Here is a 16,735-nt window from a genome sequence, read left to right on the forward strand (position 1 = left end):
GACGAGATCGACGACTCGATTAACAACCATGCTGCCGCGTTCACCATCGAGCCGCATCACCAGCTCGCGCCGAAGGTGTGGAGAACCTGGGAGTCGGCACACACACTCCTGCGTAGCGGCGGTGCCCGCGCACGGTCGCAGGTGCAACTGACTGTTGCGGCCGGCTACGCCTCGTACATGCTGTGCAGGCTGGCGTTCAACCTCGGTGACACCGTCACCGCCCGCCGGTTCGTGCGCCTCGCGGGTGAGCATGCCGAGCAGACCAACGATGTCGTGCTGGCCGCGTCAGTGGGAGAGATGCTGTCCACGCTGGCGTTCTACGGCCGGCGCTACCGGGAAGCGGCCACCGCGGCGCAGCGGACCGCCGCGGTGGCCGACGGCCCGTACACCCGTGCCCGTATGGCCGCGTACGAAGCGCGGGCGCTCGGCGCGCTCGGCGATGTCGGCGGCACCCGGGCGGCGTTGAACCGGATGCGCACCTCGGTGACAGATCTACCGTTGCAGCCGGGGTGCAGCCCGTTCGGGCAGGCGACCGCGGCCATGTTCGAGGCCGGCGTGCTCGCTCGCATCGGCGCCGGTATCGAGGCCGAGCCGATCGCCCGTCGAGCCGTCGTCGCTTACGAGACCGACCGCGCTACCGGATATGAGGATTACGGGAATGCGTTGCTAGCGATTGCCTGGAGCCTTACCAACCGCGAGCGGCCAGCGGTCGACGAGGCCGCGACAGTCGCCGGGCGTGCTGTTGCGTTGTTGGATGCCAGTCCTACCGCGTCTGTTTCCGCGCGGGTCGTCGAAGTGGCCGCCGGGTTCGGCTCTTACCCGGCGGTGGAGCCCGTACGGGACTTTTGGGACCGATGGAAAGCCCGGCCGCGGCTTGCGTTGACCGGAGGCCACGTATGACCTTCGTCTACGACGCCCCGTCCGTCTTCGAGATACCGACGGTCGTCACGGATCGGCTGGTCCTGGGTGGTTGGCGGGCCGCGGACCTTGAACCGTACGCGGCGATGAACGCCGACCCTGAGACGATGCGGTATCTCGACGGCACCTTCGGCGCGGCCGGAACAGAGCGTCTCGTCACCCATCTCATCGGCATGTGGGTGATCCGCGGTCATGGCATGTGGGCGGTCGAGGATCGGGAGACGGGGGAGTTCCTCGGTCGGGCCGGGACGTACTTCGCGGACGGCTGGCCGGAAGTCGAGGTCGCGGTGTCGATCCGCCGCGATCGCTGGGGCCAAGGGCTTGGCACCGAGGCGATCCGGGCAGCGCTCGACTTCGGCTTCCAGCGGCTGCCCGTCGACGAGCTCATCACGGCGACGCACCAGGAGAACGCGGGGATGAACGCGATCGCGCGCAAGCTTGGGATGACCTTCCGGGAGGTGGCTGACGTCGGCCCATGGAGGGCGAACAACGTCTATGCGATCAGCCGAGTCGAGTGGAACACCCGGCGTGGGGCAACCTCCAGAGCCTGAGCTGCCGGGTACCCATGCCGGAGCCCACGCGAAGGATACGGCGCGGCCGCGCCGGCCGGGCCATCCTGACGGCATGGACGAGGCGCCTGGCAGGCCGTGGCCCAACCCGGTAATCGTGCTGCGCTGCAAGCTGAGCAGCGCCGAGAACCACGCCATCAATATGCAGAGCTGGATCATCGCCACGCAGAATTGGGTGAGTGAGCCGATCAGACCCCCGCCACCCCAGCCGCCACCAAAGCCGATCCTCGGTCCGGAGAGGTTGAAACCTCCCAGACCTAACGACATGCGTGGTCCCCGCATCCGCATTGCAGCCCCCGCTACCGACATATGGAGCGGCAAGCTACAGGAGGACGGCGTCTAAGGGGACGTAATGAAGTAACAAATACGTGATCGAGAGCATCATCGCAGGTCACAGGCCTGTGGAGGGTTCGAAACGCGCAAGTTATTTTATTTCGACTCCTAACCGTCGAGGCGGTGGCGACGACGCGCAACGTGGGCAACGGATGCATGTCGCGGGTAGTCCGCAGGTCCGCGCGCTGTGCTGCGAGACAAGTTCAGCCTGAGCCCTGCTCTACCTGCCACAGCGACGTGCCCGGAGCATCACCAGCGGGCGAGCTTCTCCGCATTGCCCACGAGCGGGTCGTTACTGCGGGTGACTACGTAGCCGTTCTCTTCCAAGACCCGGATCGCTTCCTCGGGAGCATCGTGGACCAGGGCGCCGATCTGACGCTGACGCCAACGGATCCGGCCAGCCTCGACGACCGCGCGCCAACCCTCCTTTGCATCGAAGCTGCATTCAGAAATCAGGAACTGGATGAAGTCCTCGAGACACGGTCGCATCCGCGCCCCGCCCACAGGAAGATGGAGGGACGCCAAGTCATGCGGCGTTTTCTTGCCGGCATGTGCAAGGAGGGCACTGAATGCACCGCGCTCCGCGTGGAACTGCCAGTGCGCAACCAAGTAGGTAGTCGATCTTTTCCAGCTCGGTGAGTGCCTCGAACTCGTCGCCGGTGAGCGCGTAGGCGTCGCAGCGGGCTCGAAGCTCGTCAGCGGTCAGGCCGATATCGATCCAAGATCGACTTCCGGCGCGCCTCAAGCTCCTCCCGGATCGGCTTGATCACGTTCCGCAACATAGGTTCCTCCTCCAGGCTCACCGCCCAAAGTAAGCCACAGAGGTCCGACGGTTTCGCTCATCGGCCAAAAGAGGTCATTATTGCATGTCGGTGTTGGCCGTCCGGTGCCGTGGCACGGCCTGTCAGACCGGTAGGACGGTCCCACGGGACTGGCCGGTCCACGCACAGCCGTATAGACCTACTCGCCGAGGAACGCCGACAAGGCGTACGTCCCGTGCCGGTCGAGGTTGTCGCGGACCCGGTCGTAGCCGCGGGTCGTCCGCGGGTCCCGCCGGTCCGGCGCTCAGTCGAGATCGATGGCCATCAGCATGCGGGAGTTCGGGGCGAGGCCGAGCTCGCTCTCGTGCGCGACGAGGTCGGCGAGCGCCGGGGTCATCTCGGCCGCCACCAGTTCCCGGAAGCCCCACCGCGCATACAACGGACCGTTCCACGGCACCGTCCGGAAGGTCGACAACGTCACCCTCCGCACACGACGGGAGCGCGCATAATCGATCACGCTTAGGCTCAGCGCCCGGCCCCGACCCGACCTCCCGTGCTCCGGACGCACCGAGAGCTGTTCGAGATGGACACTCGCCGCCGGAGTCCCCACGCGTGGCGGCGCGCCGTCGGTCCCCGGCCCGGGCTCGGAGACGTCCGTGGGGAGGACGTCGGCGAGGGCGTAGCCCACCGCGACCCCCACCGGGGCGTCGCTCACCCAGGCCCGCCCCCCGGCGACATACTCCGCCAGCTTCTCGGCCGAAAGCGGAGAATGTCCGGCGATGTCGGTCATCCCAATCCCGGCGAACAGCACTCCGGCGGTCCGCTCGATGTCGCGCATCACGTCGACGTCGTCCTCGCTCGCCGGTCGGACCGACCGCAGGGCGTCGTCGAGGTCACGCGGGTCGGGCATCGCGCTCAAAGCCCGGGAAGAAGTCCACGTAGCCGAGTTTGACAGGACGTGCGGGCCGAGTCGTCCGGCGAGCGGCCGGCCGGGTGCGCTCAGCCGGTGGGAACGATCTGCGCCGGGGCCCCGATCTGGGCGACGAGCATGGTCCAGTGCCCGTCGCCGGCGTTGAGGGCGTCGGTCGTGCGCTGCAGCAGCACCGGCGGGGGGACGGGTGTGCCGTCGAACAGGTTCCCGCACGCCGTGACCGCCTGGGCGTAGGCACCGGCGCCTTCGGTCCAACTCCTGCTCACGCTCTCGACGGGCGGGAGGCCCAGAGGTCCGATGCGGTCGACGGCCCGCCCCAGGTCGGCGCAGGCCGGTTTCAGCGACATGCCGTCCGCCGCCTGGATGTCGGCCCGTACCGCGTTGACCGCCCGCACGACCTCCGAACGGACCTGGGCGGTGGTGGCGTACCAGGACGTGAGCCGGGCCTTGACGTCGGTGGTTGGCGGTGCCGCCGCACCGGCCCCGCCACCGGCCCCGCCACCGGCCCCGACGACGAGGAACACCACGACCACCGCCACGACCCCGACCACGGAAAGAACTGCCAGCCCGCGTCGACGTTCCTCCCTGGTCAGTTCCTCCCAGGTGCGGTAGTCGCTCCGGCGCCGGCTCACGGGTCCCCCAGATAGCAAGAAGTCAGCGACAAAGCAGACGCACAGCTCAATCCTGACGTTGCGTCGGGAGCGACTCCCGACCGCGCCGGTGACGCGACGCCCGGCGTCCCACGTACCCGGTTCAACCTCCCGCTGCGGCACCGAGGCGCCGCGGGGGCACCGAAGAGGCCCCGCGGGGGCACCACCAAAGGGGCACACCGCGAGGGGCACCACCAGACGGGCACCGCCAAATGGGCTCCGGGGCTCTGCGGCTCCGGGGCGGCTGTCCCGGCTACCGCCATAGCAATACGCCGGACCGGCGGTATGCGCGGCGGTAGATGCGGCTGCACGACCGCGAGCGCGGGCAGCGGGCAAAGTACCGGCCTGCGACATCACCCGAGTGTCGGTGCGGGAAAACGCACCGTCTTCTCCTCCCTCCCAAGGGGATCCCCACACGGGAACTTCGATTTTCGTCACACACATCTGCGTTCCGCTCCCGGCCGGCTCGGCGATGTACTCACGGATGTACGAACGGGCCGCACCCGGCCGTTGCCGGCGGAGGATCCCGGACCGACCCAGGTCGACATCCGGCGTTTCGATGCGCAAAGCTGCGTGAAAGCGTCAAGATATCCCGGGTGCTTTACCACCCCGCGGCTCGGTGGATACCGGTGAGGGACGTTCGCGAAGGGGCACAGATGGACTATGTGATGGACTTGTCGGAGTCGGAGTGGGGGACACCCGCACCGGACCGGACGGGCAGCTGGGCGATCATCGTCCTGGAGCAGGGGACCCGGCAGGTGCAGGGAGTCATCGGCCCGTTCCGGTCGCCCGGCCATGCGCAGGCCTACGCCTGCGACGGGGGATTCGCCGACTGGCTCATCGTCCCATCCCTGTATCTGATGTCGCCCACCGAACCGGAGATCGCCGCCATCGCGGTGCTGTGAGACGGGATCACCCGAACCCGGCGAGGTGAGGCGAGGTGACCGAACCCGCCGGATCGTCCGGGCCGGGTGGTCCCCATCATGGTGCCGAGTGGGGACCACCCGGCAGACGGCATCGAGCGCCGGCGGGGAGAATCGGGGGTCATGGCGGAGCATCTGATCGAGAACTATCTCATCGACATGGACGGTGTTCTGGTCCATGAGGAACATCCCATTCCGGGCGCGGATGCCTTTCTGGTCGGGATCAGCGCGGCAGGCCTGGGTTTTCTCGTGCTGACCAACAACTCGATCTACACGGCCCGCGACCTGTCCGCCCGACTGGCTGGCGCTGGACTCACAATCCCGCCGGAGCGGATCTGGACCTCGGCCCTCGCCACCGCGCTCTTCCTACACACCCAACGCCCCCAGGGATCGGCGTACGTCGTCGGCGAAGCGGGCCTGACCACGGCGCTGCACGACATCGGCTACGTCCTCAGCGACCGGTCACCCGATTACGTCGTCCTCGGGGAGACTCGGACCTACAGCTTTGAGGCAATCACCAAAGCGGTACGGCTGGTGCGCGACGGCGCACGCTTCATCGCGACGAATCCCGATCCCACCGGTCCCTCGGTGGAGGGTCTCCTGCCCGCCACCGGGGCGGTCGCGGCGATGATCACCCGGGCGACCGGCGTCACACCGTACTTTGTCGGCAAGCCGAACCCGTTGATGATGCGCAGTGCGCTGAACACCCTGTCCGCGCACAGCGAGACCACCGTGGTGATCGGCGACCGGATGGACACCGACGTCGTCGCCGGCCTGGAGACCGGAATGGACACCGTGCTGGTGCTGTCGGGCATCACGTCCATCACCGACGTCGACCGGTTTCCCTACCGGCCGACCGCCATCGTCGGCAGCATCGCCCAGCTGCCCGTCGGTCGGGACGTGCGGACGCTCGACAGCATGCCGACGGCCGCCGTGCGCCCGGCGCCAGCCGAGACCCCCGAGCGCACCGGAGCCCCCGAGCGGGCCGGGGCGCACGGTCGGACCCTGGGAGCGATGCACACCCCGGGGTCCACCACACGTGGGTGAGGGTCCACCACGGAATCAGGGAACCCCGGACGGGATCAGGAGCCGCCCTGCGAACGGCGGAACAGGGTCGCGGTCGGCGCGGCGGCGGTCAGGGTCACCTTCGTCGGCGTGAACAGGAACGACTGCTGCGGCAGGCCGTCCGGACCCAGCAGGAACGCCCGCTCGATCGAGTCGACCTGGATGCGCGCACCGGTGTCGGCACCCGCACCGACGACCCGGGTCGCCTGGATGGACGCGATGTCCTCCGCGACCGTCCCGGGCGGGAGTTCGACGGCCGTGGCGGCCGGCGCGTCCCGTTCGATGGACCAGGCAGGGTAGGTCTTGTTCGACCGGTAGGTCTCGGGGTTGCCGGCGAGCCGCACCCCGACCGACAGCCCGACCCAGGCGTCGGCGGTGTTCGGTGTGCCGACCGTGTTCTTCCGGACGATCAGGTACAGGTAGTTACGCGGGTCGCTGATCCGGGTGCGCGAGTTCGGGACCGGGGCGTCGGCGACCTTGCCCTCCCGGGCGACCTCCTGGGACATCACCCAGTAGGTCCACGGGTTGCGGTCCATCTCCCGTTCAGGGGCCTCGGCGTTCGGGTCGAGGGTGTCCGCGGCCGACAGGGCGAACCGCATCGGGCCGTTGGTGTTCTGGCACATGCTGTTGCTGCGCGTGCAGGTCCCGAGCAGCGGGTGCGTGCCCTCGTACCGGCCGGTGAACGGCTGCGACGTGTGCTCCGGACCCTGGATCACGGCGCTGCCGGGGATGGCGTTGCCGGTGGCGTCGATCTCGACCTGGTAGGTCCACTCGATGTCGGTGGTCCGCCCCCAGAACGCCATCAGGGCCGGGGTCGGGGTGCCTTCGTCCTCGTTGCTCCACACCATCGAGTAGGTCAGCAGGCGATGACCGGCGATCGCGGTTGGCGCTTCGGAGTGGAAGGCGAGCAGTGGGGTGTCGGTGACGGCGTTCTGGAACGGCCCGCCGGCCATCGGATTCGCGGTGGCGGCCGGTGCCGTCCGGCCGTAGATCACCGGAGCGTGGGCCAGGGCCTGGTAGCCGTTGTCCTGCGGCGTGACGGTGCGGAAGGTCAGATCGGTCAGGCGCGCCGTGGCGGCGTTGCGGGGCGACCGGTCCGCGGCGAACAGCGTCCGCAGGGTGTGCTTGCCGGCGGCCAGGTGACCCAGCGCGAGGCTGCGCTTGATCGGGAAGGAGGTGGGGATCACGAGGTCGGTGGCGTAGGCGGTGTCGACGTAGAGCGACAACACCGCGGACTCGCCGCCCGGGGAGCCCCAGGAGACCCCTGGGGCGGTGGTGGTGATGTCCAGGAGCACCTCGCCGTCGGCCTCGGTGCGGAAGGGGATCGACGAGTCCTGCCCCCGGTTGAGGACGATCTCCGCGGGTGGAGCCGGTGCCTTGTCCCCGGAACCGCACGCCGCGAGCCCCACCGCCAGCACGGTGGCGGCCAAGCTGGCGCCGAGCGTCTGACGCAGTCCCCTTGACACCCGCGTTCCCTCCTAGAATCCGGGATCGCCGCCGCCGCGGCCCGTTCCGCGCTCCCCCGATCCCCACACATCCTGACATCCTGCTCTTTACGGCATTGTCGCCGTGCATCGGTCCGGGTTGGGCTGCGGACAGCCCGCCGGTCGGCCGTGCGGGTGTCATGACGTACCCGCCACCGCTGGGCCGCGGAAACCCCTAGTGATCTCCATGGCGGATAACGTCGCGACGGAGAGGCCGGTGGGACAGCTGGGGGCGGAGGAACGAGCGGGAGTCGGCGTGCGCAAGTTCGTCATCATGGGCGTGCAGGGCAGCGGCAAGGGAACCCAGGCGACGATGATGGCCCGGGACTTCGACCTGGTCCACATCAGCGTCGGCGACGTCTTCCGCTGGAACGTGCAGAATCACACCAAACTCGGTGCCCAGGTCAAACGCATCGTGGCGGCCGGTCACCTGGTCGGGGACGATCTCGTCGAGTCAGTGGTGCGCTCCCGGCTGGCCGAGCACGACTGGAACTATGGGTTCATCATCGACGGGTTCCCGCGCAACGCACGGCAGGCCGAGTTCTTCCTGGAGAGCTACGACATCGACGGGGTCATCTACCTCGACCTCCCCGACGACGAGGTCTACCGGCGGGTGCTCGCCCGCCGGTTCTGCTCGCGGTGCGTCCTGGACTACAACCTGATCGCCAGTAGGCCGCAGGTGCCGGACACCTGCGACGTGTGCGGAGCGCCGCTGCTGACCCGGGCCGACGACAACCCGCAGGCGCTGGCCGTCCGCCTGCGGGAGTACCACGAGAAGACCCGACCGGTCATGGAGATCTTCCAGCGCAAGGAGTTCGTGGCCGTCGTGGACGCCAGGCACCCGCCGCGCGAGGTGCAGGCGGAGATCCGCCGGCATTTCGATCTTCCGCAGCTCGATCGCTCGCAGTTCGGTCTTCCGCAGCGGCCGGTCGTGTCCGGGTGAGCCCGGCCGCGATCCCCCCGGGGGGGCTACTGCTTAGTGAATACCACGGCGACGCCGTCGGTGTTACCGACCCCCGCGGCCCCGATACTCCCGTTGACGCCGTGCCCGTTGAACTGGATGGCTCTGGCGACTCCCGGAATCCCCACATCCGTTGTGATCTTATAGCCGGCGCCAGGCAGGGTCTGCCGGTAGAAGGTGGCCACCCCGTCGCTGGACACCCCGCCCAGCGTCACCGTCGACGTTTTCCCGGTGGTCGTGCCGACCTTCACGGTGGCCCCGGGCGGCACCGGGAAATCGGAGGGACATTCGTGCCACGCAGGGCATCCGCGCCGCTGACGGCGTCGATCCTTCCCACCCCCGGCAGCGAGGTAGGCAGCGAGGTGGGCAGCCCGCTCGGCAGCGCGGTGGGGATCGACGTCGGCAGGGTCGGTGTGCTGACGGAGGGCGGCACACCGATGTCGTCGGACCCCCCGCAACCGGCGGTCAGCGCGACCATTCCCGCGAGGACCAGCCCCGGAAGCAGCGTCATGGTTCGGCCGGACCGGATCCCTCGGCGTGGTTCGTCAAGGGTGAGGTTCTCCCGCACGGCTGGTCCTCCTGCTCGGTCCGACCGGCGGGACAGGGGTCCCGCGGGCGGACGGTAGATCATCACTGTGGATCTGTCCAGGTGTCTGATTCCCGGATCTTTCGGATCCATGCTGTCGACCTTAGGGGACGTAATGAAGTAACAAATACGTGATCGAGAGCATCATCGCAGGTCACAGGCCTGTGGAGGGTTCGAAGCGCGCAAGTTATTTCATTTCGACTCCTTAGTCGCGGACGGTGCACGCCGCGTGGCGGTGTCGGCTCAGCGTCATTGCCTGCGTGGGGGTGGGCCGTGTGGGGGTGGCCTGCGTGGGGGTGCGGTCGGTGCGTCGCCACCCGGGGGGAGCACACCTGAGCATCACGTCGGGTCGGGGGTCGAGATCGTGCGTCGGGGCGGCCGAGCTTTCGGATTTGTGTCATAGGTGAGGTTTGAGGGGTTAGTCGCCGGGTATCCGCACGGCGGATGTTACTTGCCCTGTTTATCCGCTTAGTCCTTGGCGGGGTCGATGGCGATGGTCGCCCCGAGGGGGCTGGACGCGAAGGGATGGGCGGGGCGGCACTCCGGTACCAACAACTACCTTCCGTAATCGCAAGAAAGGGATGGGTCGCATGGGGGTGGCGACTACCTGGGGTGTTGGTGCCACTGCTTCCAGCTTCCGCCTTCCTCGGCCGGTGGTGGATCCCCTCGCGGGTGAAGCCCCCTTTCTAGCTGTCGGAATTCCGATTCGGTCCGTTCTGTTACCTTTTTTATCACTGTAAGTGAGGATGTCGATGCGACACGAGTTTCGGTGTGTCCCGTCCCAGTGCGCCGTGATCGGCGCCCGATGCCTGTACGTTCCTTAAGCGTGGCGGTCACCAACAACGCGGTGATCGGTGTGGCCTTGGGCTACATCGAGGCAAACCCGGATGAAGTGGACCTCATGCGGTCCTTGGTCGTGCTGGCTCTGCACGGGCCATCCATCACAGCCCGTAGCACGATGCCGGCCCACGTCACGTGCCGAGCCGCGATCGTGTCCCCGGACTGGCGGGTGCTGGAGATCCTGGAGCCGTCCACCGCGGTCTGGCGGATGCCCGGCGGTCATGTAGATGCCGACGACTCCTCGCTGCTCGGCGCCGCGCTCGGGCTCGCCGCGCGCCGGGCAGGTGTCGAGGCCGACGCGGTGATCCCGGGCGGGATCCTCCCGTTCGACGTGGAGGTCGGAATCGTCGACGCCGCGCCGATCCTCGGTGAACCCGAGCACGTGCACTACGACATGACCTATCTCTTCCACGTCGAGGACCGCAGCCTCGCGGTGCGGGAGAGCGCCACGACGCAGGTTCGGTGGGTGGCGCCCGAGCAGATTTCCGGCCAGCTGGGCGCGAAGCTGACCAGGGCGTTCCAGCAGGCCGGGCTGGTGCGCTGACCGGACCCATGCGGGCCTGATCCAGCCGGGGTGCCGAGCAGCCCTAGGCCAGCAGGGCGGGCCGCCAGGGCGGGTCAGCAGCATGGGTCGGGGAGCCAGGTCTCGGCCCAGAGGGAGAGGGCCGCGACCGTGTCTGCGAGGTCCGCTCCCTTCGCGGTCAGGTGGTACTCGGTCCGCGCGGGCGTATCCGGGACGACGGTGCGTCTGACCATCCCTTCGGCTTCAAGTTCTCTCAGCCGCACGGAACAGAGCCGGTCGGACAGGTTGGGCACCGCCGTCGTGATCTCGGAGAACCGGGTTGCGCCGGCCAGCATCGCGCGCACGATGGCCCCGGTCCAGCGCCGCCCAATGGTCTCGACGGCATGGTGGTAGCGCGGGCAGAACGAGGACAGCTCCACCCTGATCAGCCTATGCTTGCCCGCCATTAGCCGGCCCGATCCGGTAATAGCGGCTTACCTTTCGTCGGCTTATGACGTCGTGGGGCGAGGAGCCCGGGACTCGGGTGGAACCGGTCCCTGGGGCGTGTCGTCCGCCACGAACCGCAGATATCGCTCGGCGGAGCGGCGCACGGCGGCCCGACCGCCGGCGCGGACGATCGCCTGCCAGAACGCGCCGTAGACGACCTCGAAATCGAAGGGTTCGAGGAGCGCGACCGTCCGCCGGACCGCCCCGGGCCGTTCCGGGATGTAGTTCGGGTAGCTGTACATGAAGCTCACCCACCGCCGGTCCTGCACCACCTGCAGGATGTCGCCGGAGAACAGCGCACCGCGCCCGTTCTCCCCGTCCGCCCAATGCAGGACCGTGCCACCGGCGAAGTGCACACCGCCGTTGACGAGGGTCAGCCCCGGGCCGATCCGGTGGGTGTCGCCGGACCAGAGCACGATCGCATCGCCGGTCCGGCCGATCCAGGCGGCGTCGGCGGCGTGGATGTAGATCGGCACTCCGCCGAAGGCGTGACTCCAGTCCACCATGGCGCCGTAGAAGTGCGGGTGGCTGACGGCGATGGCGCGGATGCCGCCGAGCGCATCAACCTGACCCGCGAGATCGTCGTCGAGGAAGGGCACGCAGTCCCAGAGGATGTTGCCCTCGTCCGTGCGGACCAACAGGGCCCGCTGCCCGATGGAGATCTTCGGTTCGGCGCCGACGCCGAACACGCGGTCCCCCTCGGGGCGCAGTACCCCGCGGTATCCTGCGGCCCGCAGCCGTGCCCGCGAGGTCCACCGCTGACCGTCCCAGCCGACGTACTGCCGTTCGTCCTCGCACACCGGGCAGTCGCCCCGGACCGCACCGTACTGGATCCCGCAGGTTAGGCAGATCGGCAGATCGAGACTGGCGGGATCGAGTGGCACGGGCGCTCCTGGGGCGTCACCTGCCGGTGTAACCACGGTGGAACACCGGGATGTCGCCGAGCCTATTCAGCCGCTGAAGCGGGCGACCGCGTGCATCTTGTTCATCGCGTCCAGAGCCGCGACCTTGTAGGACTCGGCGAGCGTCGGATAGTTGAAGACGCTGTCGATGAGGTAGTCGATGGTGCCGCCGCAGCCCATCACAGTCTGTCCGATGTGGACGAGTTCGGTGGCTCCTGTACCGAAGACGTGTACCCCGAGAAGGCGCCGGTCGTCCGGGCTGACCAGTAGCTTCAGCATCCCGTACGAGTCACCGAGGATGGCTCCGCGGGCCAGCTCCCGGTACCGGGCAATGCCCACCTCGAACGGGATGGCCTGCTCGGTCAGCTCGTCCTCGGTGCTGCCGACATAGGAGATCTCCGGGATCGTGTAGATCCCGATCGGCATCAGCTCGGCCCGCATGGCGTTGACGTCCTCGCCGCAGGCGGAGTAGGCCGCGAGACGTCCCTGTTCCATTGACGTCGCCGCGAGAGCGGGGAATCCGATCACGTCGCCGACCGCGTAGATGTGGTCGACCTCCGTGCGGAAGTCCGAGCCGACCTTGATCCGGCCGCGGTTGTCCGCGGAAAGGCCGGCCGCCGGAAGGTTGAGGATGTCGGTGAGCCCCTGCCGCCCGGCCGAATACATCACCGTGTCCGCCGGGAGCTTCTTCCCGCTTTCGAGCAGGGTGAGGGTACCGCCGTTGTGGCGTTCCACGGAGACGACCGACTCGCGGAAACGGAAGGTCACCGCAAGATCGCGGAGCTGGTACTTCAACGCCTCGACGATTTCGAGGTCGCAGAAGTCGAGCATCCGGTCACGGCGCTCGACGACGGTCACCTTCGTGCCGAGCGCGGCGAACATCGAGGCGTATTCGATACCGATCATACCGGCGCCGACGACGACCATCGACCGGGGCAGTTTCTCTAGGGCCAGGATCTGGTCGCTGTCGACGACAGTCCGTCCGTCGAAGTCGACCGTGTCCGGCCGCGCCGGGCGGGTGCCCGTGGCGATGATGATTCTTTCCGCCTGGATCCGGCGGTCCTCGGTGTCCTCGCCGCCCGCCCGCACGTTCACGGTGTGCGGATCGACGAAGCTGGCCAGTCCCGTCAGCAGGGTGACGTGGTTACGGCTGAGCTGATTGCGAATCACGTCGATCTCGCGGCTGATGACATGTCTGGTCCGCGCCGAGAGGTCACCGACGGTGATGTCATCCTTTACCCGGTAGCTCGACCCGTACAGCTCACGCTGTGACATGCCGGTCAGATAAAGGACCGCTTCCCGCAGCGTCTTGGACGGGATCGTGCCAGTGTTGATGCTGACACCACCGATCATTTCCCGTTTGTCGACGATCGCGACCCGTCGGCCGAGCTTGGCCGCTGCGATCGCGGCCTTCTGCCCGCCCGGCCCGGATCCGATGACGAGGACGTCGTAGTCGAACATCGTCACATCCCCCGCAATCTATCGGTCTCCGGTGAACCCGAGGCTATCCGGCCGGACGGGTCGGGTCGGCACGTTGGCCGTGCTTGTTACGTCCATTTCTTCTGGGAAATTTCTCGGGAGTCGCTTCACCTGCGGATTATCACTCGAGGTAGGTGTCGCGAACCCGTCTGTGATGGCCGAGGTGTGCCGTCATGCCCGCCATATGTGCCGGTGTGGTTCCGGTTGAGAGCTTTTCGAGTCCAACTGGTGGGAACCTGTCGAGGACTTGCGCCGCCAGGCCGCCGGGCCCCCGCCGCCGGGCCGTTGGACCCTGCTGTCGGGCCGGGCCGTCGTGCCGGCAGGTGAAATTGAGGCACCCGCCACCCGTAACCAATCCGCCGCCGGCCCGTTAAACCTCTAGCGGGGGTCGTGGAGGCTGTCTGGGGGGTCTTCCACGGCTCCCGCCGCGCCGTCGGTCGCCGCCTGTCGGGTCGCGCTGTCGGGACGGGACACCCCCGTGGGTCACGGAGGTGTCCGGGAGACGCGACGGTCGGGGGAGAGGCCGCCCGACGAGCTTCGGCTACGGGTGGGTCATCGACAGCACGTCGAGCGCGGCGTCGAGCTGTGCCTCGGTGAGTTTGCCCGCCTCAACGTAACCGCGCTCGAGAACGACCTCGCGAATGGTCTTCTCCTCGGCGAGCGAGATCTTGGCGACCTTCGCGGCCTCCTCGTAGCCGATGTACTTGTTCAGCGGCGTCACGATGGAGGGGGAGGACTCGGCGTAGCGGCGGCAGCGTTCGACGTCGGCGACGATGCCGTCGATGCAACGGTCGGCGAACAGCCGGCTGATCGTCGACAGGATGTGGATCGACTCCAGCAGGTTACGTGCGATCACCGGCAGCATGACATTGAGCTCGAAGCTCCCGGCTGATCCGCCGAACGCGACCGCCGCGTCGTTGCCGATGACCTGGGCGACGACCTGACAGACCGCCTCGGGAATGACCGGATTGACCTTGCCGGGCATGATCGAGGATCCGGGCTGGAGGTCGGGCAGCCGGATCTCGCCGAGCCCGGCTCGTGGGCCGGACGAGGCCCAGCGCAGGTCGTTGGCAATCTTGTAGAGCGAGAGGGCGATCACCCGCAGCACGCCGGACGCCTCGACGAGGCCGTCCCGGGAGGCCTGCGCCTCGAAGTGGTTGCGTGCCTCAGTCAGGGGAAGACCGGTGCTGGCGGACAGTTCCTCGATTACCGCGGCGGAGAAGCCGGGCGGGGTGTTGATGCCGGTCCCGACGGCTGTCCCACCGAGCGGCAGCTCTCCGATCCGGGGCAGTGCCACCTGCAGGCGCTCGACGCCGAGCCGGACCGCGGCGGCGTACCCGCCGAACTCCTGGCCGAGTGTCACAGGGGTCGCGTCCATCAGATGGGTCCGGCCGGACTTCACGACGTCGGCGAACTCGGTCTCCTTGCGACCGAGCGCGGTGGCAAGGTGCTCCAGGGCCGGGATCAGGTCGCCGACGATGCCCTGGGTGGCGGCGATGTGGATCGATGAGGGAAAGACGTCGTTCGAGGACTGCGAGGCGTTGACGTGGTCGTTCGGGTGAACCGGGCGGCCGAGGCGCTCGGAGGCGAGCGAGGCCAGCACCTCGTTGGTGTTCATGTTGGACGAGGTGCCGCTGCCGGTCTGGAAGACGTCCAGGGGGAACTGGTCGTCCCAGTCACCACGGGCCACCTCCGTGGCCGCGTCGGCGATCGCCTCGGCGATGTCCGCGTCGAGCACGTCCAGCTTGGCGTTCACCGTCGCGGCGGCGGCTTTGATCCGGGCGAGCGCCGCGATGTGCGCGCGGGAGATCCGCTGGCCGGAGACGGGAAAGTTCTCCACCGCCCGCTGCGTCTGGGCCCGCCACCGGGCCGTGACCGGTACCCGGACGTCACCCATGCTGTCGTGCTCGATGCGGTATTCCTGCTCGCTCATGCGCCCGTTCTCCCGATGCTCGTCGCCCTTGACCTGTACTGCCCGTGCCCTGTACCGCACACTGGGGCCGCGTCCCGGCGAGATGCCGCCTGGACGCGGCCCCAGGGCCGACCTTAGGACATGTCGGGCCTGCCCCGCATGGCGCCTTCGGCGCAATGCGGGGACCCCTGGCATAGGGCACCGTTCGGGGTTTCCGTTACCTCGCCTTCGGTGAGGTTCCTGGGGGAGCCTCGGGGGCCTTCGGCGTGATGCGGGGACAGTGAGAATGGCTATAGGGGAACGTCGGGGGCTTCGGCGCAATGCGGGGAAGGGTGGCTCCGACGAGTCTGATGTGAGGGGCGGTCCGGGCTCAGCTGGCGGCGCGCTCGCGGGTACGCATCTCCCGGCGAAGCTCCGGCGGCAACGCAAAGAGAAGGTGCTCGTCCGCGGACGTGACCTCCTCCACATCGGTGAAGCCCCGCTCGGCGAGCCAGGCCATCACGCCGGTGACGAGCTCCTCCGGCACCGATGCGCCGCTGGTGACCCCGACGGTCTCGACACCATCGAACCAGCTCAGGTCCACCTCGGTGGAGTCGTCCACGAGGTAGGCGGCCGGCGCGCCGGCGTCGAGCGCGACCTCGACCAACCGGACCGAGTTCGAGGAGTTCCGCGAGCCGACGACGATGACCAGGTCGACCGCGCCGGCGATCTCCTTGACGGCGACCTGGCGGTTCTGCGTGGCGTAGCAGATATCGTCGCTCGGTGGACCCTGCAGGTGCGGGAATCGCTCGCGCAGCGCGTCGACCGTCGTCATCGTCTCGTCGACGGACAGCGTGGTCTGGGAGAGGAAGGCCACCCGCTTCGGATCGCGGACCTTCACCCCGGCGGCGTCCTCGGGCCCGTCCACGAGGTGGATGCGGTCCGGAGCCTGCCCGGTGGTGCCGACGACCTCCTCGTGGCCCTCGTGGCCAATGAGGAGGATGTCGTAGTCCTCGCGGGCGAACCGCCTGGCTTCAGAATGCACCTTGGTGACCAGCGGGCACGTGGCGTCGATTGTGTGGAGCTCGCGCGCCGCAGCCTCTTCGTGCACCGTTGGTGCTACTCCATGGGCTGAAAACACGACGGTGGCGCCGTGCGGCACCTCGTCGGTTTCGTCCACGAAGATCGCACCCTTGGCCTCCAGCGTCTTCACGACATGAAGGTTGTGAACGATTTGTTTGCGTACGTAGACCGGTGAACCGTACAGCTCTAGTGCTTTCTCCACGGTCACGACGGCTCGATCGACACCAGCGCAGTAGCCGCGCGGTTTGGCAAGAAGGACCCGGCCCATAGGTGGGAGTCTACGCGGCGGCCGGCGGCCGGGAAGTCGGCTAGGCGATGCATCACCCGATGGCGACATCGTCCGGTCCGGC

Annotated in this window: 17 protein-coding genes; 6 read left to right on the forward strand and 11 right to left on the reverse strand. The window is 68.1% G+C overall.

Translation table 11 applies throughout. From position 1 onward, the window contains the following. Both AC08OQ_RS00965 and AC08OQ_RS00970 read left to right on the forward strand, forming a co-directional pair. On the forward strand, positions 1-900 hold a 900-nt coding region (locus AC08OQ_RS00965), incomplete at its 5' end, for a hypothetical protein (protein ID WP_476611868.1). Next, positions 897-1,469, forward strand: coding sequence for a GNAT family N-acetyltransferase (locus tag AC08OQ_RS00970; RefSeq protein ID WP_476598784.1), 573 nt, complete (start codon positions 897-899; stop codon positions 1,467-1,469). The genes AC08OQ_RS00965 and AC08OQ_RS00970, both read left to right, overlap by 4 nt. A gap of 600 nt (positions 1,470-2,069) precedes the next feature. Here AC08OQ_RS00970 and AC08OQ_RS00975 read toward each other — a convergent pair. The 3 genes from AC08OQ_RS00975 to AC08OQ_RS00985 form a co-directional block, all read right to left on the reverse strand. Beyond that, on the reverse strand, positions 2,070-2,429 hold the full coding sequence (locus AC08OQ_RS00975) for a hypothetical protein (RefSeq protein WP_476611869.1): 360 nt from the start codon (positions 2,427-2,429) through the stop codon (positions 2,070-2,072). 456 nt (positions 2,430-2,885) lie between these two features. Beyond that, complete coding sequence (locus AC08OQ_RS00980) at positions 2,886-3,491, reverse strand: GNAT family N-acetyltransferase (RefSeq protein ID WP_476598799.1); 606 nt, start codon at positions 3,489-3,491, stop codon at positions 2,886-2,888. A gap of 89 nt (positions 3,492-3,580) precedes the next feature. Next, complete coding sequence (locus AC08OQ_RS00985; protein WP_476598780.1) at positions 3,581-4,144, reverse strand: hypothetical protein; 564 nt, start codon at positions 4,142-4,144, stop codon at positions 3,581-3,583. 647 nt (positions 4,145-4,791) lie between these two features. Here AC08OQ_RS00985 and AC08OQ_RS00990 point away from each other — a divergent pair. Together AC08OQ_RS00990 and AC08OQ_RS00995 are read left to right on the forward strand one after the other, a co-directional pair. Then, the gene (locus tag AC08OQ_RS00990; protein ID WP_476611870.1) at positions 4,792-5,067 is read left to right on the forward strand and encodes a hypothetical protein; all 276 of its coding nucleotides are present in this window, start codon (positions 4,792-4,794) and stop codon (positions 5,065-5,067) included. 141 nt (positions 5,068-5,208) lie between these two features. Then, on the forward strand, positions 5,209-6,132 hold the full coding sequence (locus AC08OQ_RS00995) for an HAD-IIA family hydrolase (RefSeq protein ID WP_476604222.1): 924 nt from the start codon (positions 5,209-5,211) through the stop codon (positions 6,130-6,132). Between the two features lie 35 nt (positions 6,133-6,167). Here AC08OQ_RS00995 and AC08OQ_RS01000 read toward each other — a convergent pair whose 3' ends face one another. Continuing rightward, positions 6,168-7,616, reverse strand: coding sequence for a hypothetical protein (locus AC08OQ_RS01000; RefSeq protein WP_476598774.1), 1,449 nt, complete (start codon positions 7,614-7,616; stop codon positions 6,168-6,170). A gap of 274 nt (positions 7,617-7,890) precedes the next feature. On the opposite strand from AC08OQ_RS01000, the gene AC08OQ_RS01005 reads away from it, so the two are divergent. Continuing rightward, a complete protein-coding gene (locus tag AC08OQ_RS01005; RefSeq protein WP_476598797.1) occupies positions 7,891-8,577 on the forward strand; it encodes an adenylate kinase family protein in 687 nt (228 codons plus the stop codon). Positions 8,578-8,603: 26 nt separating this feature from the next. Here the strand turns inward: AC08OQ_RS01005 and AC08OQ_RS01010 are convergent, their stop codons facing one another. Beyond that, on the reverse strand, positions 8,604-8,864 hold the full coding sequence (locus AC08OQ_RS01010) for a hypothetical protein (protein ID WP_476611871.1): 261 nt from the start codon (positions 8,862-8,864) through the stop codon (positions 8,604-8,606). Further along, positions 8,843-9,163 (reverse strand): hypothetical protein, encoded by a 321-nt coding sequence (locus tag AC08OQ_RS01015; RefSeq protein WP_476598771.1) that lies wholly within the window; start codon positions 9,161-9,163, stop codon positions 8,843-8,845. Before AC08OQ_RS01015 ends, AC08OQ_RS01010 begins: the two co-directional genes overlap by 22 nt. Before the next feature lie 844 nt (positions 9,164-10,007). On the opposite strand from AC08OQ_RS01015, the gene AC08OQ_RS01020 reads away from it, so the two are divergent. After that, on the forward strand, positions 10,008-10,565 hold the full coding sequence (locus tag AC08OQ_RS01020) for an NUDIX hydrolase (RefSeq protein WP_476611872.1): 558 nt from the start codon (positions 10,008-10,010) through the stop codon (positions 10,563-10,565). A gap of 74 nt (positions 10,566-10,639) precedes the next feature. Here AC08OQ_RS01020 and AC08OQ_RS01025 read toward each other — a convergent pair whose 3' ends face one another. From AC08OQ_RS01025 to AC08OQ_RS01045, 5 genes are all read right to left on the reverse strand, one after another. After that, the gene (locus tag AC08OQ_RS01025) at positions 10,640-10,990 is read right to left on the reverse strand and encodes a winged helix-turn-helix transcriptional regulator (protein ID WP_462187137.1); all 351 of its coding nucleotides are present in this window, start codon (positions 10,988-10,990) and stop codon (positions 10,640-10,642) included. A 42-nt stretch (positions 10,991-11,032) separates the two neighbouring features. Then, entirely contained in the window at positions 11,033-11,914 is an 882-nt protein-coding gene (locus tag AC08OQ_RS01030) for an MBL fold metallo-hydrolase (RefSeq protein ID WP_476598769.1), read from the reverse strand. A 66-nt stretch (positions 11,915-11,980) separates the two neighbouring features. Further along, positions 11,981-13,393 carry a Si-specific NAD(P)(+) transhydrogenase gene (gene sthA, locus AC08OQ_RS01035; protein ID WP_476598768.1) on the reverse strand — a complete coding sequence of 471 codons (1,413 nt, stop codon included), beginning with the start codon at positions 13,391-13,393 and terminating at the stop codon, positions 11,981-11,983. A 559-nt stretch (positions 13,394-13,952) separates the two neighbouring features. Further along, positions 13,953-15,344, reverse strand: a complete 1,392-nt coding sequence (locus AC08OQ_RS01040; protein WP_476598766.1) for a class II fumarate hydratase — start codon at positions 15,342-15,344, stop codon at positions 13,953-13,955. A 349-nt stretch (positions 15,345-15,693) separates the two neighbouring features. Then, positions 15,694-16,653 (reverse strand): 4-hydroxy-3-methylbut-2-enyl diphosphate reductase, encoded by a 960-nt coding sequence (locus AC08OQ_RS01045; protein WP_476598764.1) that lies wholly within the window; start codon positions 16,651-16,653, stop codon positions 15,694-15,696. Positions 16,654-16,735 lie beyond the last annotated feature (82 nt).

This window comes from Frankia sp. CcCS3 (genome assembly GCF_977927575.1).

Coding starts and splice junctions, on each gene's coding strand:
- AC08OQ_RS00970 (WP_476598784.1), top strand. CDS start 897: ATGACCTTCGTCTACGACGCCCCGTCCGTCTTCGAGATACCGACGGTC.
- AC08OQ_RS00980 (WP_476598799.1), bottom strand. CDS start 3,491: ATGCCCGACCCGCGTGACCTCGACGACGCCCTGCGGTCGGTCCGACCG.
- AC08OQ_RS00995 (WP_476604222.1), top strand. CDS start 5,209: ATGGCGGAGCATCTGATCGAGAACTATCTCATCGACATGGACGGTGTT.
- AC08OQ_RS01025 (WP_462187137.1), bottom strand. CDS start 10,990: ATGGCGGGCAAGCATAGGCTGATCAGGGTGGAGCTGTCCTCGTTCTGC.
- sthA (WP_476598768.1), bottom strand. CDS start 13,393: ATGTTCGACTACGACGTCCTCGTCATCGGATCCGGGCCGGGCGGGCAG.
- AC08OQ_RS01040 (WP_476598766.1), bottom strand. CDS start 15,344: ATGAGCGAGCAGGAATACCGCATCGAGCACGACAGCATGGGTGACGTC.
- AC08OQ_RS01045 (WP_476598764.1), bottom strand. CDS start 16,653: ATGGGCCGGGTCCTTCTTGCCAAACCGCGCGGCTACTGCGCTGGTGTC.